The organism is Actinokineospora sp. UTMC 2448 (genome assembly GCF_024760565.1).
In the GTDB taxonomy this organism is placed as follows: domain Bacteria; phylum Actinomycetota; class Actinomycetes; order Mycobacteriales; family Pseudonocardiaceae; genus Actinokineospora; species Actinokineospora fastidiosa.
In genome coordinates this window covers 1,171,649-1,195,553 of record NZ_CP031087.1, presented here as the reverse complement: position 1 = coordinate 1,195,553, position 23,905 = coordinate 1,171,649, and the positions used below count along the sequence as shown (strand labels likewise).

The window sequence follows — 23,905 nt, the reverse complement described above, 5'->3', positions numbered from 1 at the left end:
GCCGCTCGGCCACGCCCAGCGCGGCGAACGGCCGACGCCGGTCCCGCCGCGGAGTCACGTCCACGCTCCAACCGTACCCACGCCGTCCCACCGACACAGTCAAACAGCAACCGCTGACGCGACGAGGCCCCGCACTGGGCGGGGCCTCGACGGTCTAGTTCGGCAGCGTGGGATCGCCCTTGGAGATCTCGTCCGGGTTCATCTTCTCGGCGACGATCTCCGACGGGGCAGGCCGGTGCTTGGCCGAGCCGACGCCCACGTACTTGTCGTGGTGGGACTGTTCGATCATGTGCGGGTAGTGCAGATCGAACGCCGGGCGCTCGGAGCGGATCCGGGGCAGCTCGGTGAAGTTGTGGCGCGGCGGCGGCGAGCTGGTGGCCCACTCCAGGGAGTTGCCGTAGCCCCACGGGTCGTCGGCGGTGGTGATCTCGCCGTAGCGGTAGCTCTTGAACACGTTCCAGATGAACGGCAGCGTCGACGCGCCCAGGATGTACGCCCCGATCGTGGAGATCATGTTGAGCGTGGTGAACCCGTCGGTGGCCAGGTAGTCGGCGTAGCGGCGCGGGAAGCCCTCGTTGCCCAGCCAGTGCTGGACGAGGAACGTGCCGTGGAAGCCGATGAACGTGGTCCAGAAGTGCAGCTTGCCCAGCGGCTCGTCGAGGAACCGGCCGGTGATCTTCGGGAACCAGAAGTAGATGCCCGCGAAGGTCGCGAACACGATGGTGCCGTAGAGCACGTAGTGGAAGTGCGCGACGACGAAGTACGTGTCCGAGACGTGGAAGTCGATGGCCGGGGCGGCCAGCAGCACGCCGGTCAGGCCGCCGAAGAGGAACGTCACCAGGAAGCCGACGCTGAACAGCATCGGGGTCTCGAAGGTGAGCTGGCCCTTCCACATCGTGCCGATCCAGTTGAAGAACTTCACACCGGTCGGGACGGCGATGAGGAACGTCATGAACGCGAAGAACGGCAGCAGCACCGCGCCGGTGGCGTACATGTGGTGGGCCCACACGGTCATCGACAGGGCCGCGATGCCCAGGGTGGCGTAGATCAGGCCGCGGTAGCCGAACAGCGGCTTGCGGCTGAACACCGGGATGATCTCCGAGACGATGCCGAAGAACGGCAGCGCGACGATGTAGACCTCGGGGTGGCCGAAGAACCAGAACAGGTGCTGCCAGAGGATGACGCCGCCGTTCTCCGGATCGAAGACGTGCGCGCCGAGCTGGCGGTCGGCCAGCAGGCCGAACAGCGCCGCGGTCAGGATCGGGAACGCCAGCAGCACCAGGATGCTGGTGATCATGATGTTCCAGGTGAAGATCGGCATCCGGAACATGGTCATGCCGGGGGCGCGCAGGCAGACGATCGTGGTCAGCATGTTGACCGCGCCCAGGATGGTGCCGAGACCGCCGACGGCCAGACCGGTGATCCACAGGTCGGCGCCGACGCCGGGTGAGTGGATCTTGTCGGACAGCGGGGTGTAGGCGAACCAGCCGAAGTCGGCGGCGCCGCCCGGGGTGAGGAAGCCCGCCATCACGATCAGGCCGCCGAAGAGGTACAGCCAGTACGAGAAGGCGTTGAGCCTCGGGAAGGCGACGTCCGGGGAGCCGATCTGCAGCGGCAGGACGAAGTTGGCGAAGCCGAAGAGGATCGGCGTCGCGTACAGCAGCAGCATCACGGTGCCGTGCATGGTGAACAGCTGGTTGTACTGCTCCTGGGACAGGAACTGCTGTCCCGGCACGGCCAGCTCGCTGCGGATCAGCATGGCCATCGCGCCGCCCACCATGAAGAAGGCGAACGACGTGACCAGGTACATGATGCCGATCTGCTTGTGGTCCGTCGTGCGGAACAGCCGCAGCAGGTACGAACCCTTGGCCTTCGCGCTGGCCGGGTACGGCCGCGTGGCGATCGGCTTGGGGGCTACTGCAGTCACTCCTGCCTCCTGCACTGCCTTGTGGTGGGACTACTCGCGGGTACCCGACGAGCACCCGGGAGGATCGTAGCCCTCCGGGTGGGGCCGAGCGCGGCTGGGCTCTGCCCGGTTTCGGTCCAGTTGCCCAGGTCACACCACATCACGCCGCGCCGCCTCCCGGCCGCACCGCGTATTGGCGCAACACCAGGTCGGTGAAGGTGACCGGACCGCGGGGCCCGGGGACGCGGTCGAGGTTGATGCCGGTCTCGGGCACCCCGAGCAGCTTGAACCCGTCGAGCAGGCGGGTCGGGGCGTTCCAGAACACCCCGGTGCCGGTGTAGGCGGCGAAGAACGCCTCCGCGGCCTTCTCGTCGGTGGTGACGATGCCCGCTGCCAGGCCGGACGTGTCCTCGTTGGCCACGCGCACCGCGTGCTGGAGGTCGTCGACCGGGGCGATGGTGACGGTCGCCTCGTTGTCGCCGTCGAGCGCCCACTCGTAGCCGATGGGGTGCTCGTGCGGCGGCAGCGACGCCCGCACGCCCGCCTTCTCCAGGGCGGCGGTGATGCCGGGGAGGGCGGCGTCGTAGACGGCCTTGTGGACGAGCAGCAGGTTCAGGCGGTTGCAGACGCCGAGCCGGTCGAGGCTGCGGGTGATGAGGTCGGCGGCGAAGTCGGGGTCGGCCTCGGCGTCGTAGTAGAGGACGCCGCCGCCGTCGGCGTGCGCGAGCGTGCGGACGCCGTGCTGGGCGGCCCTGCGGTCGAGCTCGCGGGTGGTCTCGCCGCTGCCGCGCACGATGACCAGCGGGATCAGGTCGGGCAGCTCGACCAGCGCGCCCGCCGCGGCCCGGTCGGGGGTGGGGACGAGCTGGATGACGTCCTCATCGATGCCGACGTCGGACAGGCCGGGGGCGATGACCCGGTCGAGGAGCGCCTGGGCGCTCCTGAGCGCGGCCGACCCGGTGCGCAGCACCCCGGCGTTTCGGGACTTGACCAGCTGGGAGGCGACATCGATGGTGACGTTGGGCCGGGCCTCGTAGTTGGCCCCGATCACGCCGACCGGCTTGCGGACCTCGATCAGGTCGAACCCGCCGTCGAGCGTGCCCACCTTGCGGCTCGCGGCCGGGTGCGGGACGGACGCGAGCAGGCGCAGCTGCTCGGCCATGCCGTCGAGGCGCTCCTCGGTGATGCGCAGCCGGTCGAGCAGGCCGCCGCTCATGCCCGCAGCCTCGGCGGCCGCGACGTCCTCGGCGTTGGAGGCGAGGACCGCGCCGCGGGCCGACGACAGCCGGGCGGCCATCTCGCCGATCGCCGCGTCGATCGCCTCGTCGGTGGCGGCGGCCAGCGCCGGGGCTGCCGCCTTCGCCTTGGTCGCGCAGCTTCTGACGAGGTCGAGGATCTCGGTCACGCGGGCTTCCCTCTCGTCCGTGCTGGTCAGGAGGCCAATTGTGCCGTGCCGCTAGGTCGGCTGGCGGTCCGGGGCGGCCAGCAGGGCGCGCAGGGTGTCGGTCAGCACGCGGACGGGGATGCCCGGGTCGATGACCCGCTGGATGCCCAGGCCGATGCCGAGGCTGAGCAGCGCGGTGGCCAGGTCGGCAGGCGGCAGGCCCGCCGGGCCGGTGCGCTCGGCCCAATCCCTGGCCAGGGCCTCGATGGCGCCGCGCACCGCCTTGTCGCGGGCGGCCAGCTCGGCGCGGAGCCCGGGGTCGCGGTGGGCGTGGACGGCGAACTCGACCTCCAGCATCGTCCAGCCCTCGTCGCCGACCATGCGCTCGGCCCACTCGGCGAGGGCGGTGACGGCCCCGTCGGGGGTCTTGCCGACGACGAGGGCGGCGATCTCCTCGATGTGGCCGGCGTGGATGTCGTCGAGGACGGCCAGGCACAGCTCGTCCTTGTTGCGGAAGTTGGAGTAGACCGCGCCCTTGGAGAAGCCCGCGGTGTCGGCGACCTTGTCCAGTGACGTCGCGTGGTACCCGTCGTGCAGGAACATCTGCCGGGCGGTGGCGACCAGCCGCTCGCGGGTGCGGGCCTGGCTCTGCGCCCTGGTCAGTCGTGCCATACCGGCAGCGTAATCAGGGCACGAGCAGCCAGGCCGCGGCGACGGCGAGCGCGCCGGTGTTGATGACGGCGAACATCCCGACCCAGAACAGCCCGGGCGCGCCGGTGAGCCGGTGCAGCTGGTCGGCGTCGGAGTCGCGGGCGCGGCCGCGGCGGCGCTTGCGCTGCAGCTCGAACACCGGGCGCACGCCGCCGACGAGCAGGAACCAGGTGATGAGGTAGGCGAACGCGGCCTTGACCTCCTCGGTGGCCAGCCACGACACGGCGAAGAGGACGCCGCCGGTCACCAGGATGGACAGCACGCCGTAGAGGTTGCGGATCATCACCAGGACCCCGAGGAGCAGCACCGCGCAGGTCACCAGCACCACGCCGACGCGCTCGGACAGCAGCAGCCCGGCGAACGCGAGCCCGAGCACCGACGGCGCGAGGTAGCCCGCGAGCGCGGTGCACACCATCCCGGGGCCGTCGGTGCGGCCCCGGGAGACGGTGACGCCGGAGGTGTCCGAGTGCAGGCGGATGGACGACAGCCGCCTGCCCGCCAGCAGCGCGACCAGCGCGTGGCCCGCCTCGTGCACGATCGTGACGACGTTGCGCGCGGGCCGCCACAGCGCGTCCCACAGCACGACGAGCAGGGCGGCGGCCGCGGTGATGAGCACCATCGCCGCGGGCGGCTGGAACTGCTCGCCGAAGATGTCGGAGATCACGCAGGCGATTGTCCCGGAGCCGTCCATCCGGCGACCGACTGCAGCTGCCTGCGCATCACGATCGGGGGCGTGGCGCGCACCACGAGGTTGCGCAGCGCCTGACCCCTGCGGCGGTGCACCATCGCCCCGACCTGCCGCGACCGCTTGACGATGCCCTGCGCGCGGGGTCGGCGCACGGCGTCGTACCGGGCCAGGCCGTCGGCCTCGTCGGCGTGGGCGGCCAGGGTCACCGCGTCCTCCAGGGCCTGGCAGGCGCCCTGGCCCAGGTTCGGGGTCATGGCGTGCGCGGCGTCGCCGACCAGGGCGACCGGTCCGCGCGCGAAGGACGGCAGGTCCGGCTGGTAGTAGAGGTCGTGGCGGAGCACGGCGCCCGGGTCCGCGGCGGCGAGGACGGCGGGGATCGGGTCCGGCCAGCCCGCGAACCGGCGGCGCAGGAGGGCCAGCTCGTCGTCGACGGGCGCTGTCTGGGCGGAGGACGCGTAGCAGTAGACGGTGTCCTCCCCCATCGGGAAGACGCCGAAGACGAGCCCGTCGCCCCAGGTCTCGCTGCCGTCGAAGGCGGGGATGCCCGCGCGCGGGACCACCATCCGCCACGCGGTGAACCCGGCCGGGCGCGGGGCCGGGGCGTCCGGCCAGAAGACGGCGCGGACCCGGCTGCGGATGCCGTCGGCGCCGATCAGCAGGTCCACGGGCGTCGAGTCGACCACCGGCCTGCCGTCCTCGACGCGCGGGTCGTCGATCCGCCTGCCGGGGATCAGGCACTCGGCGGGGACGGCGGCGCGCAGGATCGCCAGCAGGTCGGCGCGGTGCAGCATCACGACCTCGTCGTCGGAGCCCGTCCCCCGGACCAGCCACCGGCCCGCGCGGTCGCGGAAGCCGCCCTTGCCCGGGTGGCCGCCCGCCGCCCGGACCTGGTCGCCCACGCCGAGGGAGTCCAGGGCGGACAGCGCGTTGGACCAGATAGAGATGCCCGCGCCCACCTCGCCGAACTCCGGGGACTGCTCGTAGACCCGCACGTCCCAGCCGCGCCGGACCAGGGCCGCCGCGGTGGCCAGGCCGCCGATGCCGCCGCCGACGATCGCCGCCGTTCGCATAGCCATCCTCCCTCTACAGGTGTAGAGCAACTCTACACTCGTAGAGTGACTCGACGGGACCAGGTGACCGACGCCGCGATCGCCACCCTCGCCAGGGACGGCCTGCGCGGGCTGACACACCGGGCCGTCGACCGGGCCGCCGGACTGCCCGAAGGGTCGTGTTCGTACTACTTCCGCACCCGCCACGCGCTTCTCGTCGGCACCGTGACGCGCATGGCCGACCTGGACACGGTCGACCTGGTCCCCGCCGATCTGCCGCCGATGGACGTCGACCACCTCGCCGCGCTCGTCGCCGACCTTGTCGAGCAGGCCTCGACAACGCACCGGGACCGGATGCTCGCGCGGTACGAGCTGTCCATTGAGGCCACGCGGAGGCCGGAACTGCGGGCAGCGCTGACCGCCGTCGGCGAGCGGTACCGCCAGTTGGCCATGCGGATCGTGGCCGCGACCGGGGCAGGCGACGCCGAGCGGAAGGGCCGCGCGCTGGTCGCCTTCCTCGACGGGCTGATCTACGACCGGATCGCCGGGGCAGGCGCGCGGGCGCTTGCCACCGAGGAGATCCGGCAGTCGGTGCGGGAGTCCCTGACCGGCATCCTGGGCCACCCGTCCGGGTCATGAACCCGCGCTCGATCCTCGCCATGCCCCCGGCGCTGTGGTTGACTGGCCGTGGTCGCTCGCTTCGCCGCCGTGTTCGCCCGGCATCGAAACCCGCGTCCGCCGACACATGTACGGCCGCCCCCGCGGCCACAGCAGGACAGCTAGGAGACAGGCATGGCCCAGGGCACCGTGAAGTGGTTCAACTCGGAGAAGGGCTACGGATTCATCCAGCCGGAGGATGGCAGCTCGGACGTCTTCGTCCACTACTCGGAGATCCAGTCGAGCGGCTTCCGCACCCTCGAGGAGAACCAGAAGGTGCGCTACGAGATCGGCCAGGGCACGAAGGGCCCCCAGGCAACCGGCGTGACCGTGATCAGCTGACAACCGTTCCACGAGATACTTCCGATCGGGCTCCACGTGCCGTGTGGGGCCCGATCGTTTCGTTCGCCAGTCCTTTCGCCGAAAGAAACCACCATGACAGTGCAGAGCATCACCGGTCGGATCGCCGAGCAGCTCGGGGTGCGGGAAGGACAGGTCGTCGCGGCCGTCGACCTGCTCGACGGCGGGGCGACCGTGCCGTTCATCGCCCGGTACCGCAAGGAGGTCACCGGCGCGCTGGACGACGAGCAGCTGCGCACCCTGGAGGAGCGCCTGCGCTATCTGCGCGAGCTGGAGGAACGGCGGACGGCGATCCTGGAGTCCATCCGGGAACAGGGCAAACTGGACGACGCGCTGACCGCCCAGATCATGGCGGCGGACTCCAAGGCCCGGCTTGAGGACATCTACCTGCCCTACAAGCCCAAGCGGCGCACGAAGGCCCAGATCGCCCGCGAGAACGGGCTCGAGCCGCTGGCCGACGCGCTGCTGGGCGACCCGACGCTGGACCCGCGCGCCACGGCCGCGGCGTACCTCGGCGAGAACGTCGCCGACGAGGCCGCCGCGCTGGAGGGCGCGCGGGCCATCCTGGTCGAGCGCTTCGGCGAGGACGCCGACCTGATCGGCGAGCTGCGCGAGCGCATGTGGACCCGCGGCGCGATGGTGTCGAAGGTGCGCGAGGGCAAGGAGACCGACGGCGCCAAGTTCGCCGACTACTTCGACTTCAGCGAGCCGCTGGCCAAGCTGCCCTCGCACCGCGTGCTCGCGCTGTACCGCGGGGAGAAGGAGGAGGTGCTCGACCTCACCCTCGACCCCGACCCGGACGCGGACCCGTTGGCCCGCAGCGACTACGAGGTGCGCATCGCCGCCCGGTTCGGCGTGGCCGACCAGGGCCGCGCGGCCGACAAGTGGCTGATGGACACGGTGCGCTGGGCGTGGCGCACGCGCATCCTGGTGCACCTGGGCATCGACCTGCGCGGACGGCTGCGGCAGGAGGCCGAGGACGAGGCCGTGCGCGTCTTCGCCGCGAACCTGCGCGACCTGCTGCTCGCCGCGCCCGCCGGGACCCGCGCCACGCTCGGCCTCGACCCCGGCTTCCGCACCGGCGTCAAGGTCGCCGTCGTCGACGCGACCGGCAAGGTGGTCGACACTGCCACGATCTACCCGCACGTGCCGCAGCAGCGCTGGGACGAGTCGCTGGCGGTGCTGGCGAAGCTCTGCGCCAAGCACCGCGTTGAGCTGGTGGCCATCGGCAACGGCACGGCGTCGCGGGAGACCGACAAGCTGGCGGGCGACCTGATCAAGCGGTTCCCCGAGCTGCGGCTGACGAAGGTGATGGTGTCGGAGGCGGGCGCGTCGGTGTACTCGGCGTCGGCCTACGCGACCCAGGAGCTGCCCGACCTCGACGTGTCGCTGCGCGGCGCGGTCTCGATCGCGCGGCGGCTGCAGGACCCGCTGGCGGAGCTGGTGAAGATCGACCCGAAGTCGATCGGCGTCGGGCAGTACCAGCACGACATCTCCGAGGTGAAGCTGTCGCGCTCGCTGGACGCGGTGGTCGAGGACTGCGTGAACGGCGTCGGCGTCGACGTCAACACCGCGTCGGTCCCGCTGCTGACCCGGGTGTCGGGCATCGGGGCGTCGCTGGCGGAGAACATCGTCGCCCACCGCGACGCCAACGGGCCGTTCCGCTCGCGCACGGGGTTGAAGGAGGTGCCTCGGCTGGGCGCGAAGGCGTTCGAGCTGTGCGCGGGCTTCCTCCGCATCCGCGGCGGCGACGACCCGCTGGACGCCTCCAGCGTCCACCCGGAGTCCTACCCGGTGGTCCGCCGCATCCTGGCCTCCACCGGCGGTGACCTGACGGGCCTGATCGGCAACACGGCGACCCTGCGCTCGCTGAAGCCGTCGTCGTTCGTGGACGAGACCTTCGGCCTGCCGACGGTCACCGACATCCTCGCCGAACTCGAGAAGCCCGGCCGCGACCCCCGCCCGGCCTTCACCACCGCGACCTTCGCCGAAGGCGTGGAAACCCTGGCCGACCTGCGCCCCGGCATGACCCTCGAAGGCGTGGTCACCAATGTGGCCGCCTTCGGCGCCTTTGTGGACATCGGCGTCCACCAGGACGGCCTGGTCCACGTGTCGGCCCTGTCGAAGACGTTCGTGAAGGACCCGCGCGACGTGGTGAAGTCCGGGGACGTGGTCAAGGTGAAGGTGCTGGACGTGGACATCCCACGCAAGCGCATCTCCCTGACCCTGCGCCTGGATGACGAGGTGCAGCCCGGTGGCGCGAACGGCTCCGGCGGCCCCGGCCAGCGCGGCCGCGGCCAGGGCTCCCAGCCCGACCGAGGCCGACGCGGCCAGGGCGACCGAACCCAGCGCGGCCAGGGCGGCGCTGGCGGCCAGGGCAACGCTGGCGGCCAGAGCAGCGGCGGCCGCGGCGGCCAGGGCGGCAGCGGCGGCCACGGCAGCCCGGGAGACCGCGGTCAAGGCCAAGGCGACCGAGCCAACCGCAGCCAGAACCGAAACGGCGACGGCCACCGCACGGGCCAGCGCGGCACCAAACCCAACCGCGACCGCCGCGACGCCCCCTCCGGCGCCATGGCCGAAGCCCTCCGCCGAGCCGGCTACAAGGGCTAACCCCAAGCCCGCACCGCCTGCCCGACCGGACCGATGCCGGTCGGGCCCCAAGCCCGCACCACCCTGCCCGACCCGACCGATGCCGGTCGGGCCCCCAGCCCGCACCACCCTGCCCGACCCGACCGATGCCCGTCAGACCCCAAGCCCGCACCACCCTGCCCGACCCGACCGATGCCCGTCAGACCCCAAGCCCCCCGCCCAGCCCGACCCGACCGGTGCCGGTCGGACCCCCGCTCGCACCACCCTGCCCGACCCGATCGTTGCCTGTCGGACTCCAAGTCCACTGGCTGCCCGCCCGCAAGCGGCGGCCGGTCGACCGTGCCCGCGTGACCACCATGCGCCGGTCGACCGGCTCCGGGCCGCGCCTTCCACCGCAAGCCAAGCTCGGTGCCCCGCGCCACGAGTCGCCACCTCGTCCGCGGGTCCTCATCGGCACCAACCTTGCCGTCCCGCGACTCAGATGACGCGATCATATGACGTGATCATCTAGATGTCGTCATCATCCAGATGACCTCATCATCCGCATGATGCCGTCATCTGAATCTGGGATGGCCTTGTCATCCGAGTGATCGCATCATCCGGATTTCGGATGGTCTCGCCATCTGGATGATCGCGTCATCTGGAGTGGTCAGTCGTCGACCAGTTCGAGGTCGGACATGGTGCCTATGGTGAGCATCGTGTTCATGCCGGTCACCTGGAGCACTCGGGCGGCGGCTGGGGAGAGATCGGTCAGCAGGAGCCAGCCGCCCATGCGGTGCAGGCGGGCCTGCACCGCCAGGAGGGCGTTGACGCCCGCGCACCCCATGAACTCGGTGTCCGAAAGGTCCACCACCAGCCCCGGCTCGGGCACCCGCCGGTCGGCCACCGCGCCCAAGAGGAAGCGTTCGAGGACTCCGGCGGCCACCAGGTCGATCTCTCCACCCACAGCGACCTGGACCACCCCGTACGCGGGTGAATCGTCCAAACGCAGTTCCACGGGCCACCCCCTGGATCGGGTCGGAAGTACGACGCTACCCGCTGTCCGCCCGGCGTTACGACCCACGAACGAGTGAGAAACCTACTCCGGCTCGCTCCTCAACATGCGGATCAGTTCCAGGACCGGCAACCCGCAAAGTGCCGATAGCGACTCCAGCGCCGCGTAGTCCAACTCGCGCACGGCCGTCGCGTGGCGGCCGACCTCGGCGGCGGCCCAGCGGCGGGCGGGCACCAGTTCGGGCCGGTCGTCGGCGGCCAGCCGGTGCAGGTCGACCCGCAGGGTGGCCGGGAACTCCTCGTTCATGAGCCGCCGGTGGACCCGCTCCAGCAGGTCGTGCGGCGACGCGTCGAGCGCGCCGCACAGTTCGACGAAGCGCACGACCGTGCAGGAGCGCGTGCCCGTCTCATAGGACGCCAGGGCCTGCGCCGACAGTTCGCCGGGCAGGCGCTGCACCAGCTGCGCCCGTGTCCACTTGCGCCGCAGGCGCAACCTGCGCAGCTCCCGCCCTAGCGCGCGCTGATATGCCGCACCGTCCATGTCCCCTGCCCGGCCTGCCAAGGCGACGCCGTCCCCGACAGCAGTCTGACCTGCAATTTTCCGACGAGGGAAACGCTACGGCCTTCGTCGCCCAACCGAGCCGCGACAAGCGAACTCTCGCACTATCGAGTGAGGACCGAGCACGGTCAGTGGGAACCCCGTCACCTGTCCGATTACCGGCCAGTAGACCTGGACGCGCGGCCGGGCGCGGCAGATACTGCCTGGGCACCGTGCCTTCGCACCCCCGCATCGAGGCCCGCCGCAACCCTCCTCGGCGGGGCGGGGTCAGCGACCGCCGTGCGCGCCCCGGGCCGGTCCGTGCCGTACCGGTTCCGGGGCGCTCTTTCAACGGAGCAGCAGCGCCACCGCGGCGACCACCCCGGGCAGCACCGCGCACACCACCGCCACCCGACCGTCCATCACGGACCGGTACCGCCGCCGCGCCCCGATCACGCCGAACGCGGCCGCGCACGCCAACACCACCCCGGCGAGCACGAACCCGAGCGGCCCACGAGCCCCGTGCACGATGAGCGCCCCCACCCCCGCGCAGGCCAACGCCGTCCGGTTCCACGCGAGCCGCGTCCGCTCGGCCTGCAGCCCGCTCACGACACCAACACCAGGACGAGCACGACAACCCCCACCAACGCCACCCCGTACGCGATGACCGCCAACTCCGGCGCCGACGGCAGCGCCCGCCCCGCCCGGATCGCCTCCTGCGCCCGCCGCCACCGCCGATGGCTCAGCCCGGCCACCCCCGACCCGAACAGGACGAGCACCACCCCGAGCACCGTCCGCACGACCGGCGGCCCCAGATCGGGCAGGTACTGCGCCACCGCGACCCCCGCGGCCACCAACGCCAACGCCGTCCGCACCCACGCGAGGAACGTCCGCTCGTTGGCCAGCGTGAATCGGTAGTCCGGCTCAGTCATGCCACTCCCCTGTCCCCGAGATCGTATGGCGACACCCGCCCCCCGGCGCACCGAGACACCCGCCCACGCGCGCACCGAGGCCGCTGGGAGCAGGCGCTGAGGGGGTCGGCGTGCCTGGCGTTGCGCAGGGGCGGCCGTGGGGATGGTGATGGGGGCTGGGTCAGGGGGTGGGGTATTCGGTGATCTCGACCTCGACCCCGGCCAGCACGTCTTCGTCGATGGTCCCTGCCACCGGGGCCGCTACTGCGGCTGCCGACCAGGAGACGGCTGTGCGGAGGCGGTCGGGCCAGGGGGTGGCGCGGGACAGGCCGTCGGCCAGGGCGGCGACGGCGGCGTCGCCCGCGCCGGTGGGGTTGCCGTCGATGCGAGGGCCTACGGCGCGCCAGGTGGCGGTGGGGGTGGCGAGGATCGAGCCGTCCGCGCCCAGGGAGACGACGACGGCGGAGGCGCCCAGGGCGAGCAGTTCGCGGGCGCCCGTCAACGGATCGTCGACGCCTACCGCGGAGCGGAGTTCCTCGGCGTTCGGCTTGAGGATGTCGGCGCCCGCGGCCGCCGCGGCGCGGAGGGCGGGGCCGCCGACGTCGACCACTGAGGGGACGCCGAAGTCCTTGGCCAGCTTGACGAAGCCCGCGTAGGCGTCCTCGGGCGCGTCCGGCGGCAGGCTGCCCGAGCAGACCAGCACGGACGCGCGGCGCAGGTGCTTGGCGATCAGGTCGCGCAGCCTCGCCCAGTCCATTTCGGACATCGGCCCGCCGGGCTCGTTGAACATCGTGGCGTCCGGCGGGTCGGCGGCGACGACGGCGACGGTCATGCGGGTGGCCGCGGTGACCGGGAGGAGCTCGTGCGGCAGGCCGGACTCGATCAGGTCGGCGCGCAGCGAGTCGCCGAGGATGCCGCCGACCGGGCCGACGGCCAGCGTGGGCACGCCCATCTGGGTCAGCACGCGGCTGACGTTGAAGCCCTTCCCGCCCGCCCGCTCCAGCACCGACCGGATGCGGTGCGTCGTGCCCGGCACGACGCGGTCCACCTGGTAGCTGACATCCAGCGCCGGGTTGGGCGTGCAGGTCAGGATCACCGCGCGTTCACCTCCGCGCCCAGCACGCCGAGCAGCCGGGCGACCTCGGCGGCCACGGCGTCGCGCGCCGGGCCGAAGTACTTTCGAGTGTCCACAAGAGACTCGCTTGATCCTAGTACCGCGCGCACCGTCGAGGTGAAGACCTTGTTGAGGTGTGTGGCGATGTTCACCTTCGTGATGCCCGCCCGCACGGCCGCGGCCAGCGTCTCGTCGGGGACGCCGGAGGAGCCGTGCAGCACGAGCGGGACCCCGACCGCAGCGCGCAGCGCGGCGATGAGCTCCAGGTCGAGCACGGCGTCGCGGGTGGTCATGGCGTGCGAGGTGCCGACGGCGACGGCCAGCGCGTCCACGCCCGTGGCCTCGACGAACGCCGCCGCCTCCGCCGGGTCGGTGCGGGCGCCGGGCGCGTGCACGCCGTCCTTGCCGCCGATCTCCCCCAGCTCAGCCTCGACGAAAACGCTTGCGGCGTGGCACTGCCGCACCACGTCCCGCGTCGCCGCCACGTTCTCCTCGTACGGCAGGCGGGACGCGTCGAACATGACCGAGCCGACGCCCAGGGCGATGCCCTCCCCCACCAGGTCCGTGGACTCGATGTGGTCGAGGTGCACGGCGACGGGCACGTCGGCGGACCGCGCCACGGCCATGCACGCCAGCGCGATCGGCTCCAGCGAGCCGTGGTAGCGCACGCAGTTCTGGCTGATCTGCAGGATCACCGGCGCGCCGACCCGGGACGCACCTTCGACCAGCGCGTAGGCGTGCTCGAGCTGGATGACGTTGAACGCGCCGACGCCGCGACCGGCGGCCAGGATCGACGCCATGGGCACCAGCGGCATCAGGCGCCCGCCAGGATGACCGAGCGGCTGAGGCTGCGCGGGCGGTCCGGGTCGAGGCCGCGCCGGGCGGCCATCGCCACCGCGACCCGCTGGGCGAGCACCAGGTGCGCCATCGGGTCGACGTCGCTGGTGACGAACAGCGCGCCGGTCGCGGCGACCTCGGCGGCGAGCCCCTCCGGCGCCGCGCCGAACATCCAGATCGCCCGGCCCGGCTCGGCGATGCTGATCGGGCCGTGCCGGTACTCCATCGCCGGGTACGCCTCGGTCCAGGCGTTCGCGGCCTCGCGCAGCTTCAGCGCGGCCTCCATGGCCAGCCCGACGGTCCAGCCCCGGCCGAGGAAGGTGATCTGCTCGGCCGAGGCCAGCTCGTCCACGGGCAGGTCGAGCACGGTCTCGGCGTCGGCGGCCGCGGCGCTGACGTCCTCGCCGAGCGAGGCGCGCAGCAGCGCCAGCGTCGAGGTGGCGAACCTGGTCTGCACCACCGAGCGCTCGTCGGCGAAGTCCAGCACGATGGTGCGGTCGGCGATCTCGGTGACGGGCGTGCCCGCCACGCCGGTGATCACGACCGTGGGCACCCGCCCGGCGAAGGCCCTGAGCACGGCCACGACCTCGGTCGTGGTGCCCGAGCGGGAGATCGCCACGACGCGGTCGTAGTCGCGCGAGACCGGGATCTCCGACGCGGCGAACGCGTCGGTGCGGCCCTGGCCAGCGGCTTCCCGCAGGGCCGCGTAGGCCATCGCCATGAACCAGGACGTGCCGCAGCCGACGACGGCGACGCTCTCCCCCGCCGCCACGCCGAGGCCTGCCGCCCCGATTTCGGCGGCCCGTCGCCAGCACTGCGGCTGGCTGACGATCTCGGCGGCCACGAACGACTCGGACATCCGGACTCCCCTGCTCGATAGTGCTCACTTCTGCGCGTCATCATGCAGTTCCGAGCACATTCTGACAAGGGCTGCTTGTCTGGACCACCCGATCGCGATCAACAGGCGCAGGCCATGCCCGCCGGGGCGACCAGCAGGTCGACCGCGCCTCGGGACACGCCGTCCGCGCGCTCGACCGGCAGGCCCTCGCGCGCCCAGTACTCGAAGCCGCCGATCATCTCCTTGACCCGGTACCCCAGCTTCGCGAACTCATGCGCGGCACGGGTGGCGCCGTTGCAGCCGGGACCCCAGCAGTAGGTGACGACGACCGACGAGAGCGGCACCTCCGCGCCCGCCCGCGCGGCGATCTCGGCGGTCGGCAGGTGCAGCGCGCCGGGCACGTGCCCCTGGTCCCAGCTCTCCCGGGAGCGGGAGTCGACGACGACCAGGCCGGGGACACCCGCCTCCAGGTCGGTGTGCACGTCGCTGACGTCGGTCTCGAAGGCCAGGCGGGCGGCGAAGTGGGCGACGGCGTCGGCGGGGTCGGCGGGCTGAACACGGTTCACAGCGGTCATGCTGGCCATCCTGGCCGGCGACCGCGGGGGTGCAGAAGTGGCAGATATGTCCTCTACGGACGAGATCCCGCCAATCAGGTCAGCTCGACCAGGCGCGGGTCGGTGAGCTGGTAGCCGACCCCGCGGACCGTCCTGATCAGCTCCTCGCCGGGGGCGAGTTTGCCGCGCAGCCTGCGCACGTGCACGTCGACGGTCCGCTCGCCGATGTAGGCGGTGTGCCAGACCTCGCGCATCAGCGTGCGGCGGCGGTGCACCTGGTGCGGCGCGGACGCCAGGTGGTGCAGCAGGTCGAACTCCAGCCGGGTCAGGGTGATCTCCGCGCCGTGCCAGAACGCCCGCCGGGCGGCCGCGTCCAGCCGCAGCGGCGCGGGGCGCGGCACGGCGACGACCCGGTCGGCGTCGGGTTCGTCGGCGACGGCGCCCAGGGCGCGCAGTGCGTGCACGAGTCCGGCGACCTGGTCGGAGTCGGCCGTGATGTGCAGGGTCAGGTTGACCCGGTTGGACGAGGGCTCGATCAGGAGCGGCGCTGCCATGTCTGTCATTCCCAGTCGTGTACCGAAGGTGATGGTGGGAGCGATGCGGTGCCGGAGCTTGGTCAGCGTCGACATCGCCTTAGAGTCACCACATCGGGACGCACAGTGTCTACTCGACCACTGGATCACAGACGCGTCAACGTCATCCCGGTCACTGGGAACAGGGAGAGGACCTTCGCCCTCACTCCAACGGCTGCTCGACAGCGAGGTAGGGGTGCAGTACCCCGTGCCCGCGCGGGAGGAACCACTCGTCGAAGTCCAAACCGGGCGTCCCCAACAGATCGATGTCGTCCTCACCGGCCTCGCTGGGCAGCTCGTAGAGCCGCTCGTGGTCCATGTCGGCGAAGGCGTGCCGGTCGAACGCGGCCAGGATCTCCTTCATCGGCAGCTCGTCGAGCAGGTTCGCCAGGTGCAGCTGGACGCCCGCCTCGGACTTGAGCACGTGCAGCGCCAGCGCCTCGGCGGTGCACAGCGGCGGCGTCCAGGTCGGCTGGGCCAGCCGGTGGCCCAGGATCGCGCTCACCACGAGGAACTGCTTGGCGAACAGCGGGCCGTAGTGGTCGGCGTAGCGCTGCGGGAGCTGGTTGAGCACGCTCAGCGCCTCGACCTCGCTGGCCGATGCCTCGGCGTCGTCGAGCTCCTGCACGTCGGCGAACAGCTCGTCGGTCAGGATCTCCATGCCCTGCACGAACGCGCCCGCGACCAGCGCGGCGGCCTCGGCGGACACCGGGCAGTCCGGGTCGTCGGCGCGGTGGCCGAACGCCTCGGGGCCGAACGCGGCCAGCGTCGGGGCCGAGCGCAGCAGCTCGGCGCGCAGGGCGTCGATCTCCTCGTCGGTCAGCTCGCCCGGGTCGACGTCCTCGTCGTCGGCGTCGTCGGCCGGCGCGCCGAGCGCGGCCTCGAGGTCGTCGTCGCTGGCGATGACCTCGCAGCGGCCGACGGTCCAGCCGGGCAGCAGCTCGGTCTGCTCCAGCATCTCGCCCAGCACGTGCCGGGCAGCGTCCTCGGCGAAGCTCAGCGCGGGCGCGTCCACCAGCCACGTGATCACCGCGCCGCCCGGGTGCACCGCCACCCGGTGGTCCAGGGGCTCGACCTCGACGCCGTCGGGGCCCTCGATGCCCGCGAGCAGGTCGAGGCGCTCGTCGAGCAGGGCGGCGACCCCGTGCCGCTGCAGCGGGTCGAGGTCGGGCGTGCCGTCGGCGGGGATCAGGTCGGCGGTGAGCTGGTATTCCACGCGCGCAGTCTAGGAGCGTCCCGGCCGGGGGCCGACGGCAGGCGGGCAGGGGGACAGGCAGTGATCGTCTTCACTCGGTCGGGTCGGATTGTGCGTCCGGACGAGTCAAACCGGTTGGCAGGGTGTGCCGGTCGGCGCGGTATTGGCGCATTGTGCACCCGACGGTTCTCGTCGGAAGGCAACCATGAGCATCTATCTGACCGGACTGCTTTGGGTCCTCGGAGCCGCGGTGGTCGCGGGCGTGGCGGCGTACGCCGTGCGCCGGTTCGGCGCTCCCGACGGCATCGTGGAGAACAACGAGGCCGCCGGACAGGTGTTCACGATCGTCGGCGGCCTGCACGCGGTGCTGCTCGCGTTCGTGCTGATCTCGCTGTTCGACTCGGTCGGCGCGGCGGAGGACGGTGCTTTCCGTGAGGCGGACGGCCTGGTCGGCGCGTACTGGGCCAGCGAGTCGCTCGGCGAGCCGGTGCGCAGCCAGATGCACGACCTCGCGATGTCCTACGCGACTCGCGTCGTCGACCAGGAGTGGCCCACCATGCAGGCCAACAGCGCCGACGTCAGCGACGAGGGCTGGGCCGAACTGGAGCGCATGCGCTCGCTGGTCGCCGCCGCACCGGTCACCGAACTGTGGCAGAACGACCAGAAGGCCGAGGCCACGAGCAAGCTGTGGACCGTCTACGAGGCCCGCCAGGCCCGGCTGGACACCGCGGGCAGCGAGGGCGTCAGCACGGTCGTGTGGTTCGCGCTGATCGCGGGCAGCGTTCTGTCGATCGCGCTGCCGCTGGTGTTCGGCGGGCCGCGCAGGCGCGTGCACATCTTCATCGTGTCGGTGCTGGCGGGCACGCTGGCGCTGCTGCTGTTCGCCACTCAGCAGCTGCAGAACCCCTACGGCGGCGGCGCGGCGCTGGAGCCCGAGGCCTTCGAGGCCGCGATCGCCCGGTTGCGATGAGAGTCCGGCTCGCCGCGCTCGGGCTCGCCGTGGCGGGCCTGGTGGGCGCAGGCGTGCTGGCGGTCGGCTCCGGCGCCGGCGAGGCGGCCCCGGCGGCGTACCCGACGTGCTCGGTGCTGCGGGTGGCCGCGACCGGCGCGGGATCGTCCACTCTGTACGAAGTCGATCTCGCCAGCGGCGCGATGAGCCGCGTCCGCGCGCTGGACCGGCGGGTGGACGCGATCGGGTACCACAAGGGCCAGGGGCTGGTCTACGGCGTGTCGGGCTCGCACGTGGTGTCGCTGACGCGCGAGGGGACGCTGCGGGACCTGGGCCGGGTGCCGCAGGTGCACGGCGCGTCCGGGGGCGCCGTCCTCGGCGACCTGCTGGTGGTGCGCGTCGGCCGCCACCTGCGCAGCGTGTCGATCGACCCGGACAGCCCCCGGTTCCTGACCGTGGTGGCGTCGGTGCGGCTGTGGCCCGCGGCCCTGCCGCGCACCGTGGACGACTTCGACGCGCGCGGCGGCCTGCTCTACGGCGTCTCGACCCACACCCGCTACTACGGGCACGTCGTGACCATCGACCCGCGCTCCGGCCGGGTCAAGCACGTGCACACGCGCAGGCTGCCCGGCGGGTGGACGTACGGCTCCGCCGCGCTCGGGCCGGACGGCGCGCTGTTCGCCGCGAGCAACCGGACGCACGCGTGGACCGGCGGGCCCGCGCGGAGCAGGCTGATCCGGGTCGAGCCCCGCCGCGGCGCGGTCCCGGTGGAGATCGCGGCGTGGCCGGTCGCGACGCACACCGACATGACCGGCTGCCTGGCCCCCCGGCCGCCGGACCCGCCGACCACGACCACGCCGCCGCCGACCACCCCGCCGCCGACCACGACCACGCCGCCGCCGAGCAGCCCGCCCGCGACCACCTCGCCCGGACCGACCCCGCCCGCGCCGACGAGCGTGCCCGGGGCTCCCCCCACGACCACGCCGCCGCAGGCGCTGCCCGTCCTGCCGCCGCTGCCGCCGGGGCTCGTCCCGCCGGGCACCCTCCCGCCGGGCGCGCCACCGCCGGGGCCACCGCCGAGGGTGCCCCCGCCCGCGCCGGAGCCCGCGCCCGCGCTGCTGACCCGGGGCCTGAAGCGCCCGCCGGAGGCGGAGGTGACCGGCCCGCTGACCACCGCGGAGAAGCGGCGCTGGGGCCTGGCCACGATGATCCTCATCCTCGGCGCGGGCGCGGTCGCGAGCGCCGCCCACCGGCGCAGGCACTGACCCCGTCCGCAGGTCATAAGCAGGCCGTCAGCGGGGGCGCGCATGCTCCGATCGAGACGGAACACGCGCGGAGAGTGAGCTGCTGAATCGATTTTGACATCCCGCGTCACACCTCAGTACGGTTGAAATCGCAACCGGCCGGTGGATCGCCAGCGCTGTCGTCTCCCGGATCTGCCCACCCGTCGCACGCGGAGATGACGGACATGCCGAACCCCCTGCACCCGGTCGTCGCCGAGGTCACCGCCCGGATCGCCGAACGCAGCGCCGCGGGCCGCGGCGCGTACCTCGCCCGGATGGCCGAGGCCGCCTCCAGCACCCCCACCCGAGCCGGGCTCGGGTGCAGCAACCTCGCCCACGGCTTCGCCGCCTGCTCGGGCCCCGACCGGCTCGCCGTGCGCGGCGTGACCAAGCCCGGCGTGGCGATCGTGTCGGCGTACAACGACATGCTGTCGGCGCACCAGCCGTTCCAGGAGTACCCGGACTGGATCAAGGCCGCCGTGCGCGACGCGGGCGGCGTGGCGCAGTTCGCGGGCGGCGTGCCCGCCATGTGCGACGGCATCACCCAGGGCCGCGCGGGCATGGAGCTGTCGCTGTTCAGCCGCGAGGTCATCGCGATGGCCACGGCCGTCGCGCTCTCCCACGACATGTTCGACTCGACGCTGCTGCTCGGGGTCTGCGACAAGATCGTCCCCGGGCTGCTGATCGGCGCGCTCGCCTTCGGGCACCTGCCCGCGATCCTGGTGCCCGCCGGGCCGATGGCCTCCGGGCTGCCCAACGGCGAGAAGGCCCGCGTGCGCCAGGCCTACGCCGAGGGCAAGGCGACCCGCGACGACCTGCTGGCCGCCGAGTCCGCCGCCTACCACTCGCCCGGCACCTGCACCTTCTACGGCACGGCGAACTCCAACCAGCTCGTCGTCGAGGTGATGGGCCTGCACCTGCCGGGCACGACGTTCGTCGCGCCGGGCACCCCGCTGCGCCGCGCGCTCACCGACGCCGCCGCCCGGCGCGCGGTCGAGATCTCCGCGCAGGGCCCGGAGTACACCCCGCTGTCGCAGGTCGTCGACGAGCGCTCGATCGTCAACGGCGTGGTCGCGCTGCTGGCCACCGGCGGGTCGACCAACCACACGCTGCACCTGGTGGCGATCGCGGCCGCCGCGGGCATCCGGCTCACCTGGGACGACTTCGCCGACCTGTCCGCCGTGGTCCCGCTGATGGCGCGGGTGTACCCGAACGGGCCCGCCGACATCAACCACTTCGCGGCAGCCGGCGGCGTCCAGTTCCTCGTCGGCGAGCTGCTCGACGCGGGCATGCTGCACGGCGATGTGTCGACTGTGGCCGGTCCGGGGCTGGACCGCTACCGCCAGGAGCCCTTCCTGGACGACGGCGTGCTGACCTGGCGCCCCGGCGCTCGGGTCTCCGGCGACCGCGACGTGCTGCGGCCGGTCGCCGAGCCGTTCTCCGCCGACGGCGGCCTGCGGATGCTCGCGGGCAACCTCGGCCGCGCGGTGATCAAGGTGTCGGCCGTGGCCCCCGAGCACCGGGTCGTCGAGGCGCCCGCGCGGGTGTTCACCGACCAGCACGCCGTCGGCGCGGCGTTCCAGGCCGGTGAGCTGAACCGCGACGTCGTCATCGTGCTGCGCCAGCAGGGTCCGCGCGCCAACGGCATGCCCGAACTGCACGCACTCACCCCCGCGCTGAGCGCGCTCATGGCCCGCGGCCACCGCGTCGCCCTGGTCACCGACGGGCGCATGTCGGGCGCGTCCGGGAAGATCCCGACCGCCATCCACTGCACGCCGGAGGCGGCGGCGGGCGGTCCGATCGGCCTGATCCGCGACGGCGACCCGGTGCGGCTGGACGCCGAGGCAGGCACGCTGACGCTGCTGGTCGAGTCGGACGTGCTCGCCGCGCGCCGCCCGGTCGACGCCCCGCGCGACGACGCTGCCTGGACCGGCACGGGCCGGGAGCTGTTCGCCGCGTTCCGGCACGCGGTCGGCCCGGCCGACCACGGCGCCACGGTGTTCGGCCCGACCTTCGCCGACGCCGACCTCGACGAGCTGGAGTACTCGGTATGAGCCTGCTGGACATCTCGCCGGTCGTGCCGGTCGTGGTGATCGACGACGCCGACGCTGCCGTCCCCCTGGCCCAGGCGCTGCTGCGCGGCGGGATCGGGATCATCGAGGTCACCCTGCGCACGCCCGCCGCCCTCGGCGCCATCGAGCGGATCGCCGCCGAGGTGCCGGAGACCGTGGTGGGCGCGGGCACGGTGACCACGCCGGAGCTGGCGGCCGAGGCCGCGAAGGCGGGCGCGCGCTTCCTGGTCACGCCCGGCGCCACCGACCGCGTGCTCGACGCCGTCGCCGACACCGGGCTGCCCTCGCTGCCCGGCGCGGCGACGGTGTCGGAGGCGATGCGGCTGGCCGAGCGCGGCTTCACGGAGCTGAAGTTCTTCCCCGCCGAGGCCGCGGGCGGCGCGCCGTACCTGAAGTCGATCGCCGGGCCGCTGCCGGGCCTGCGGTTCTGCCCGACCGGCGGCATCACCGCCGCCACCGCGCCGAAGTACCTCGCCCTGCCGAACGTCGGCTGCGTCGGCGGGAGCTGGCTGACCTCCGGCGACGTGGAGACCCTCGCCGAGGAGGCGGCCGCGCTGCGCTGAGTGTCGGTGCCCGGCCGTAACCTGGACGGCATGACCGGGCACACGCTGTTCGACACCGCCATCGGCGAATGCGGCCTGGCGTGGGGCCCGCGCGGCATCACCGCGGTGCGGCTGCCGGGGCCCATGCGGTTCCAGCCCGCGCCCGCCGAGCCGCCGCCCGCCGTGCGCGCGGCGATCACCCGCGTCCAGGCGCTGCTCAGCGGGGTGAAGGACGACCTGGCCGACATCGAGCTCGACCCGACCGGCGTGCCCGAGTTCAACCTGCGGGTCTACGCGGTCACCCGGGCCATCCCGCCCGGCGAGGTGCTCACCTACGGCGCGGTGGCCCAGCGCATCGGCGCGCCCGGGTCGGCGCAGGCCGTCGGGCGGGCGCTGGGCCGCAACCCGTACCCGATCATCGTGCCCTGCCACCGGGTGATGGGGGCCGACGGGCGGATGGTCGGGTTCTCCGCGCCCGGCGGCACCACCACCAAGCTGCGCATGCTGGCCATCGAGGGCGCCGCCGACCCCAACGGGCAGGAAGCGCTGTTCTAGTCCGCTTTGGTCGGCACGGCGATCGCGGTCACGGCCAGTCCGTTGTCGACGACCCAGCGGCCGCTGAATCCGGTGATCTCCACACCCTCCACGGCCGGTCCCGGCACGAGCAGCGTGGCGCGGAACGTCCCGGTCGGATCGAACTCGACGCGCGCGTCGGAGAAGCCCAGCCACTTGCGCGCCAGGGGGAACCACGCCTTGTAGACGCTCTCCTTGGCGGCGAACAGCAGCTTGTCCCAGTGCACATCGGACCCGAGCGCGGCCAGGTGCGCGCGCTCCTCGGGCAGGGACACCGCCGCCAGGACGCCCTCCGGCAGCGGCACGTGCGGTTCGGCGTCGATGCCGACGGTGTGCAGGTCGGTGTCGAGCGCCAGCACCGCGGCCCGGTAACCGGAGCAGTGCGTCATGCTGCCGACGATCCCGTCCGGCCACTGCGGGGCGCCCTTGTCGCCGGGGAGGATCGGGGTCGCCGGGCGGCCGAGCCGGGCCAGCGCCCGGCGGGCGCAGTGCCGGACGGTGGTGAACTCGCGGCGGCGCTTGTCGACCGCCTTGGCGATGACCGGTTCCTCCTCCGGGAGCAGCACCGCCTCCGGCGGATCGTCGTAGACCTCGACCGCGACGACGGCGGCCGGGAGGATGCTCTCGATCACGTCCTGAAACCCTATCGCTCGACACCCGTGCGCCGATGATGCCCGAACCCCGGCCCGGCCGACAGCGGGGCCGACCGGGCTGTCAGGCGCATCTCAGCGCTGGTTGCGCGCGACGACGTACACCATCGGCAGCCGCAGCGGGGACCCGTCGGGCAGCCGGTCGGTGCCGTGCAGGGGAACCTCGCCTCGGGCGACGACCGCCATCCCGGCGCCGTCGAGCACGGCGTCCAGTTTGCCCTCGTCCCAGGCCGCCGGGGTGAGGCCGTACCTGAACACCCGTTGAAGTTTCGGCACGGCGTCCGGGCTCTGGCCGAGCGCGGTCTTCATGGACGCCGACGCCGAGGGCGCCAGCTCCACGGCGAAGGCGTGGCCGGAGTCGCCGAGCAGCACCGAGAGCGCGGCGGCGGCCTGGGGGCGGTCCTCGTCGGGCATCTGGTGGAGGACCCCGCGCAGGTAGACGTTGACGTCGCCGAGTTCGTCGTGGACGGCGCGCGCGGCGTCGGCGTCGGTCAGGTCGAAGGTGCGGAAGGTCGCCGTCGTGCCCGCCTGGAGCGTGCGGGCGTGCTCGATGGCGGACTGGGCGAAGTCCATCCCGATCACCCGGGGGAAGTGCTCGGCCAGCGCGGCGGTCTGGGTGCCGTTGCCGCAGCCGATGTCGAGCACCGGGAGGGCGGCGTCGAAATAGGGCCGGAACACCGGGAGCTGCGCGGTCGCGGTGACCGCGCCGTCGCTGTCCCACACCGGCAGGCCGCGCTCCCTCGGGAGATCACGCCAGTAACTCTCCCAGTTGTCGTTGACCGTCTTGTCCATGTCGTCCTCCGGTTGGGGGTAGCCCAGAAGCGTGTACGGTCTACGTCCCAGCGACATGATCTTGCAAGAGGTCGGCTCACTTTTGATCTTTTAGGGTGAATCGCGGTAACTCGATAGTCGACACAGGGTGAGTCGTGATCACCCTCAG

Annotated in this window: 25 protein-coding genes; 8 read left to right on the top strand and 17 right to left on the bottom strand. The window is 72.7% G+C overall.

The window, feature by feature from the left end; translation table 11 throughout:
* Positions 1–154 precede the first annotated feature (154 nt).
* The 5 genes from ctaD to Actkin_RS05620 all read right to left on the bottom strand — a co-directional run bounded on the left by ctaD (position 155) and on the right by Actkin_RS05620 (position 5,759).
* Positions 155–1,927, bottom strand: a complete 1,773-nt coding sequence (gene ctaD, locus Actkin_RS05640; RefSeq protein WP_189212330.1) for an aa3-type cytochrome oxidase subunit I — start codon at positions 1,925–1,927, stop codon at positions 155–157.
* A 139-nt stretch (positions 1,928–2,066) separates the two neighbouring features.
* Positions 2,067–3,311, bottom strand: a complete 1,245-nt coding sequence (locus Actkin_RS05635) for an aldehyde dehydrogenase family protein (RefSeq protein WP_258906235.1) — start codon at positions 3,309–3,311, stop codon at positions 2,067–2,069.
* Between the two features lie 51 nt (positions 3,312–3,362).
* Positions 3,363–3,962, bottom strand: a complete 600-nt coding sequence (locus tag Actkin_RS05630; RefSeq protein ID WP_258906234.1) for a TetR/AcrR family transcriptional regulator — start codon at positions 3,960–3,962, stop codon at positions 3,363–3,365.
* Positions 3,963–3,975: 13 nt separating this feature from the next.
* Complete coding sequence (locus Actkin_RS05625) at positions 3,976–4,692, bottom strand: M50 family metallopeptidase (protein ID WP_396122942.1); 717 nt, start codon at positions 4,690–4,692, stop codon at positions 3,976–3,978.
* Positions 4,662–5,759: an FAD-dependent oxidoreductase gene (locus Actkin_RS05620; RefSeq protein WP_258906233.1), complete on the bottom strand. Its 1,098-nt coding sequence runs from the start codon at positions 5,757–5,759 to the stop codon at positions 4,662–4,664. The genes Actkin_RS05625 and Actkin_RS05620 overlap by 31 nt, the downstream gene beginning before the upstream one ends.
* Positions 5,760–5,804: 45 nt before the next feature.
* Between Actkin_RS05620 and Actkin_RS05615 the strand changes: the two genes are divergently transcribed.
* The 3 genes from Actkin_RS05615 (at position 5,805) to Actkin_RS05605 (ending at position 9,365) form a co-directional block, all read left to right on the top strand.
* Complete coding sequence (locus Actkin_RS05615; protein WP_189212333.1) at positions 5,805–6,377, top strand: TetR/AcrR family transcriptional regulator; 573 nt, start codon at positions 5,805–5,807, stop codon at positions 6,375–6,377.
* Between the two features lie 153 nt (positions 6,378–6,530).
* Complete coding sequence (locus tag Actkin_RS05610; RefSeq protein ID WP_189212334.1) at positions 6,531–6,737, top strand: cold-shock protein; 207 nt, start codon at positions 6,531–6,533, stop codon at positions 6,735–6,737.
* A gap of 93 nt (positions 6,738–6,830) precedes the next feature.
* Positions 6,831–9,365, top strand: coding sequence for a Tex family protein (locus Actkin_RS05605; protein WP_258906231.1), 2,535 nt, complete (start codon positions 6,831–6,833; stop codon positions 9,363–9,365).
* A 628-nt stretch (positions 9,366–9,993) separates the two neighbouring features.
* Here the strand turns inward: Actkin_RS05605 and Actkin_RS05600 are convergent.
* The 10 genes from Actkin_RS05600 to Actkin_RS05555 all read right to left on the bottom strand — a co-directional run bounded on the left by Actkin_RS05600 (position 9,994) and on the right by Actkin_RS05555 (position 16,917).
* On the bottom strand, positions 9,994–10,341 hold the full coding sequence (locus tag Actkin_RS05600; protein ID WP_189212336.1) for an STAS domain-containing protein: 348 nt from the start codon (positions 10,339–10,341) through the stop codon (positions 9,994–9,996).
* Positions 10,342–10,422: 81 nt separating this feature from the next.
* Positions 10,423–10,878, bottom strand: coding sequence for a helix-turn-helix domain-containing protein (locus Actkin_RS05595; protein ID WP_189212337.1), 456 nt, complete (start codon positions 10,876–10,878; stop codon positions 10,423–10,425).
* A gap of 345 nt (positions 10,879–11,223) precedes the next feature.
* Positions 11,224–11,484 (bottom strand): DUF202 domain-containing protein, encoded by a 261-nt coding sequence (locus Actkin_RS05590; protein WP_258906228.1) that lies wholly within the window; start codon positions 11,482–11,484, stop codon positions 11,224–11,226.
* Entirely contained in the window at positions 11,481–11,807 is a 327-nt protein-coding gene (locus Actkin_RS05585) for a YidH family protein (RefSeq protein ID WP_258906227.1), read from the bottom strand. Before Actkin_RS05585 ends, Actkin_RS05590 begins: the two co-directional genes overlap by 4 nt.
* Positions 11,808–11,967: 160 nt before the next feature.
* Positions 11,968–12,882, bottom strand: coding sequence for a 1-phosphofructokinase family hexose kinase (locus Actkin_RS05580; protein WP_189212340.1), 915 nt, complete (start codon positions 12,880–12,882; stop codon positions 11,968–11,970).
* Complete coding sequence (locus Actkin_RS05575) at positions 12,879–13,715, bottom strand: class II fructose-bisphosphate aldolase (RefSeq protein WP_258906226.1); 837 nt, start codon at positions 13,713–13,715, stop codon at positions 12,879–12,881. The genes Actkin_RS05580 and Actkin_RS05575 overlap by 4 nt, the downstream gene beginning before the upstream one ends.
* On the bottom strand, positions 13,715–14,596 hold the full coding sequence (locus Actkin_RS05570; RefSeq protein WP_189212342.1) for an SIS domain-containing protein: 882 nt from the start codon (positions 14,594–14,596) through the stop codon (positions 13,715–13,717). The genes Actkin_RS05575 and Actkin_RS05570 overlap by 1 nt, the downstream gene beginning before the upstream one ends.
* Before the next feature lie 98 nt (positions 14,597–14,694).
* Positions 14,695–15,150, bottom strand: coding sequence for a rhodanese-like domain-containing protein (locus Actkin_RS05565; RefSeq protein WP_258906225.1), 456 nt, complete (start codon positions 15,148–15,150; stop codon positions 14,695–14,697).
* Positions 15,151–15,224: 74 nt separating this feature from the next.
* Positions 15,225–15,683 carry a winged helix-turn-helix domain-containing protein gene (locus Actkin_RS05560; RefSeq protein WP_189212344.1) on the bottom strand — a complete coding sequence of 153 codons (459 nt, stop codon included), beginning with the start codon at positions 15,681–15,683 and terminating at the stop codon, positions 15,225–15,227.
* A 181-nt stretch (positions 15,684–15,864) separates the two neighbouring features.
* Positions 15,865–16,917, bottom strand: coding sequence for a hypothetical protein (locus Actkin_RS05555; protein WP_258906224.1), 1,053 nt, complete (start codon positions 16,915–16,917; stop codon positions 15,865–15,867).
* 184 nt (positions 16,918–17,101) lie between these two features.
* Between Actkin_RS05555 and Actkin_RS05550 the strand changes: the two genes are divergently transcribed.
* The 5 genes from Actkin_RS05550 to Actkin_RS05530 all read left to right on the top strand — a co-directional run bounded on the left by Actkin_RS05550 (position 17,102) and on the right by Actkin_RS05530 (position 22,297).
* The gene (locus Actkin_RS05550; RefSeq protein ID WP_258906223.1) at positions 17,102–17,866 is read left to right on the top strand and encodes a bestrophin-like domain; all 765 of its coding nucleotides are present in this window, start codon (positions 17,102–17,104) and stop codon (positions 17,864–17,866) included.
* Complete coding sequence (locus Actkin_RS05545; protein WP_258906222.1) at positions 17,863–19,110, top strand: DUF6923 family protein; 1,248 nt, start codon at positions 17,863–17,865, stop codon at positions 19,108–19,110. The genes Actkin_RS05550 and Actkin_RS05545 overlap by 4 nt, the downstream gene beginning before the upstream one ends.
* Before the next feature lie 203 nt (positions 19,111–19,313).
* Positions 19,314–21,182 carry a phosphogluconate dehydratase gene (edd, locus tag Actkin_RS05540; protein WP_396122941.1) on the top strand — a complete coding sequence of 623 codons (1,869 nt, stop codon included), beginning with the start codon at positions 19,314–19,316 and terminating at the stop codon, positions 21,180–21,182.
* Positions 21,179–21,763, top strand: coding sequence for a bifunctional 4-hydroxy-2-oxoglutarate aldolase/2-dehydro-3-deoxy-phosphogluconate aldolase (eda, locus tag Actkin_RS05535; protein WP_258906220.1), 585 nt, complete (start codon positions 21,179–21,181; stop codon positions 21,761–21,763). The genes edd and eda overlap by 4 nt, the downstream gene beginning before the upstream one ends.
* A 30-nt stretch (positions 21,764–21,793) precedes the next feature.
* Complete coding sequence (locus Actkin_RS05530) at positions 21,794–22,297, top strand: methylated-DNA--[protein]-cysteine S-methyltransferase (RefSeq protein ID WP_258906219.1); 504 nt, start codon at positions 21,794–21,796, stop codon at positions 22,295–22,297.
* On the opposite strand, the gene Actkin_RS05525 is transcribed toward Actkin_RS05530, so the two are convergent.
* Positions 22,294–22,947: a 4'-phosphopantetheinyl transferase family protein gene (locus Actkin_RS05525; RefSeq protein ID WP_258906218.1), complete on the bottom strand. Its 654-nt coding sequence runs from the start codon at positions 22,945–22,947 to the stop codon at positions 22,294–22,296. The genes Actkin_RS05530 and Actkin_RS05525 overlap by 4 nt on opposite strands.
* A 93-nt stretch (positions 22,948–23,040) precedes the next feature.
* Positions 23,041–23,757: a class I SAM-dependent methyltransferase gene (locus Actkin_RS05520; protein WP_258906217.1), complete on the bottom strand. Its 717-nt coding sequence runs from the start codon at positions 23,755–23,757 to the stop codon at positions 23,041–23,043.
* Positions 23,758–23,905 lie beyond the last annotated feature (148 nt).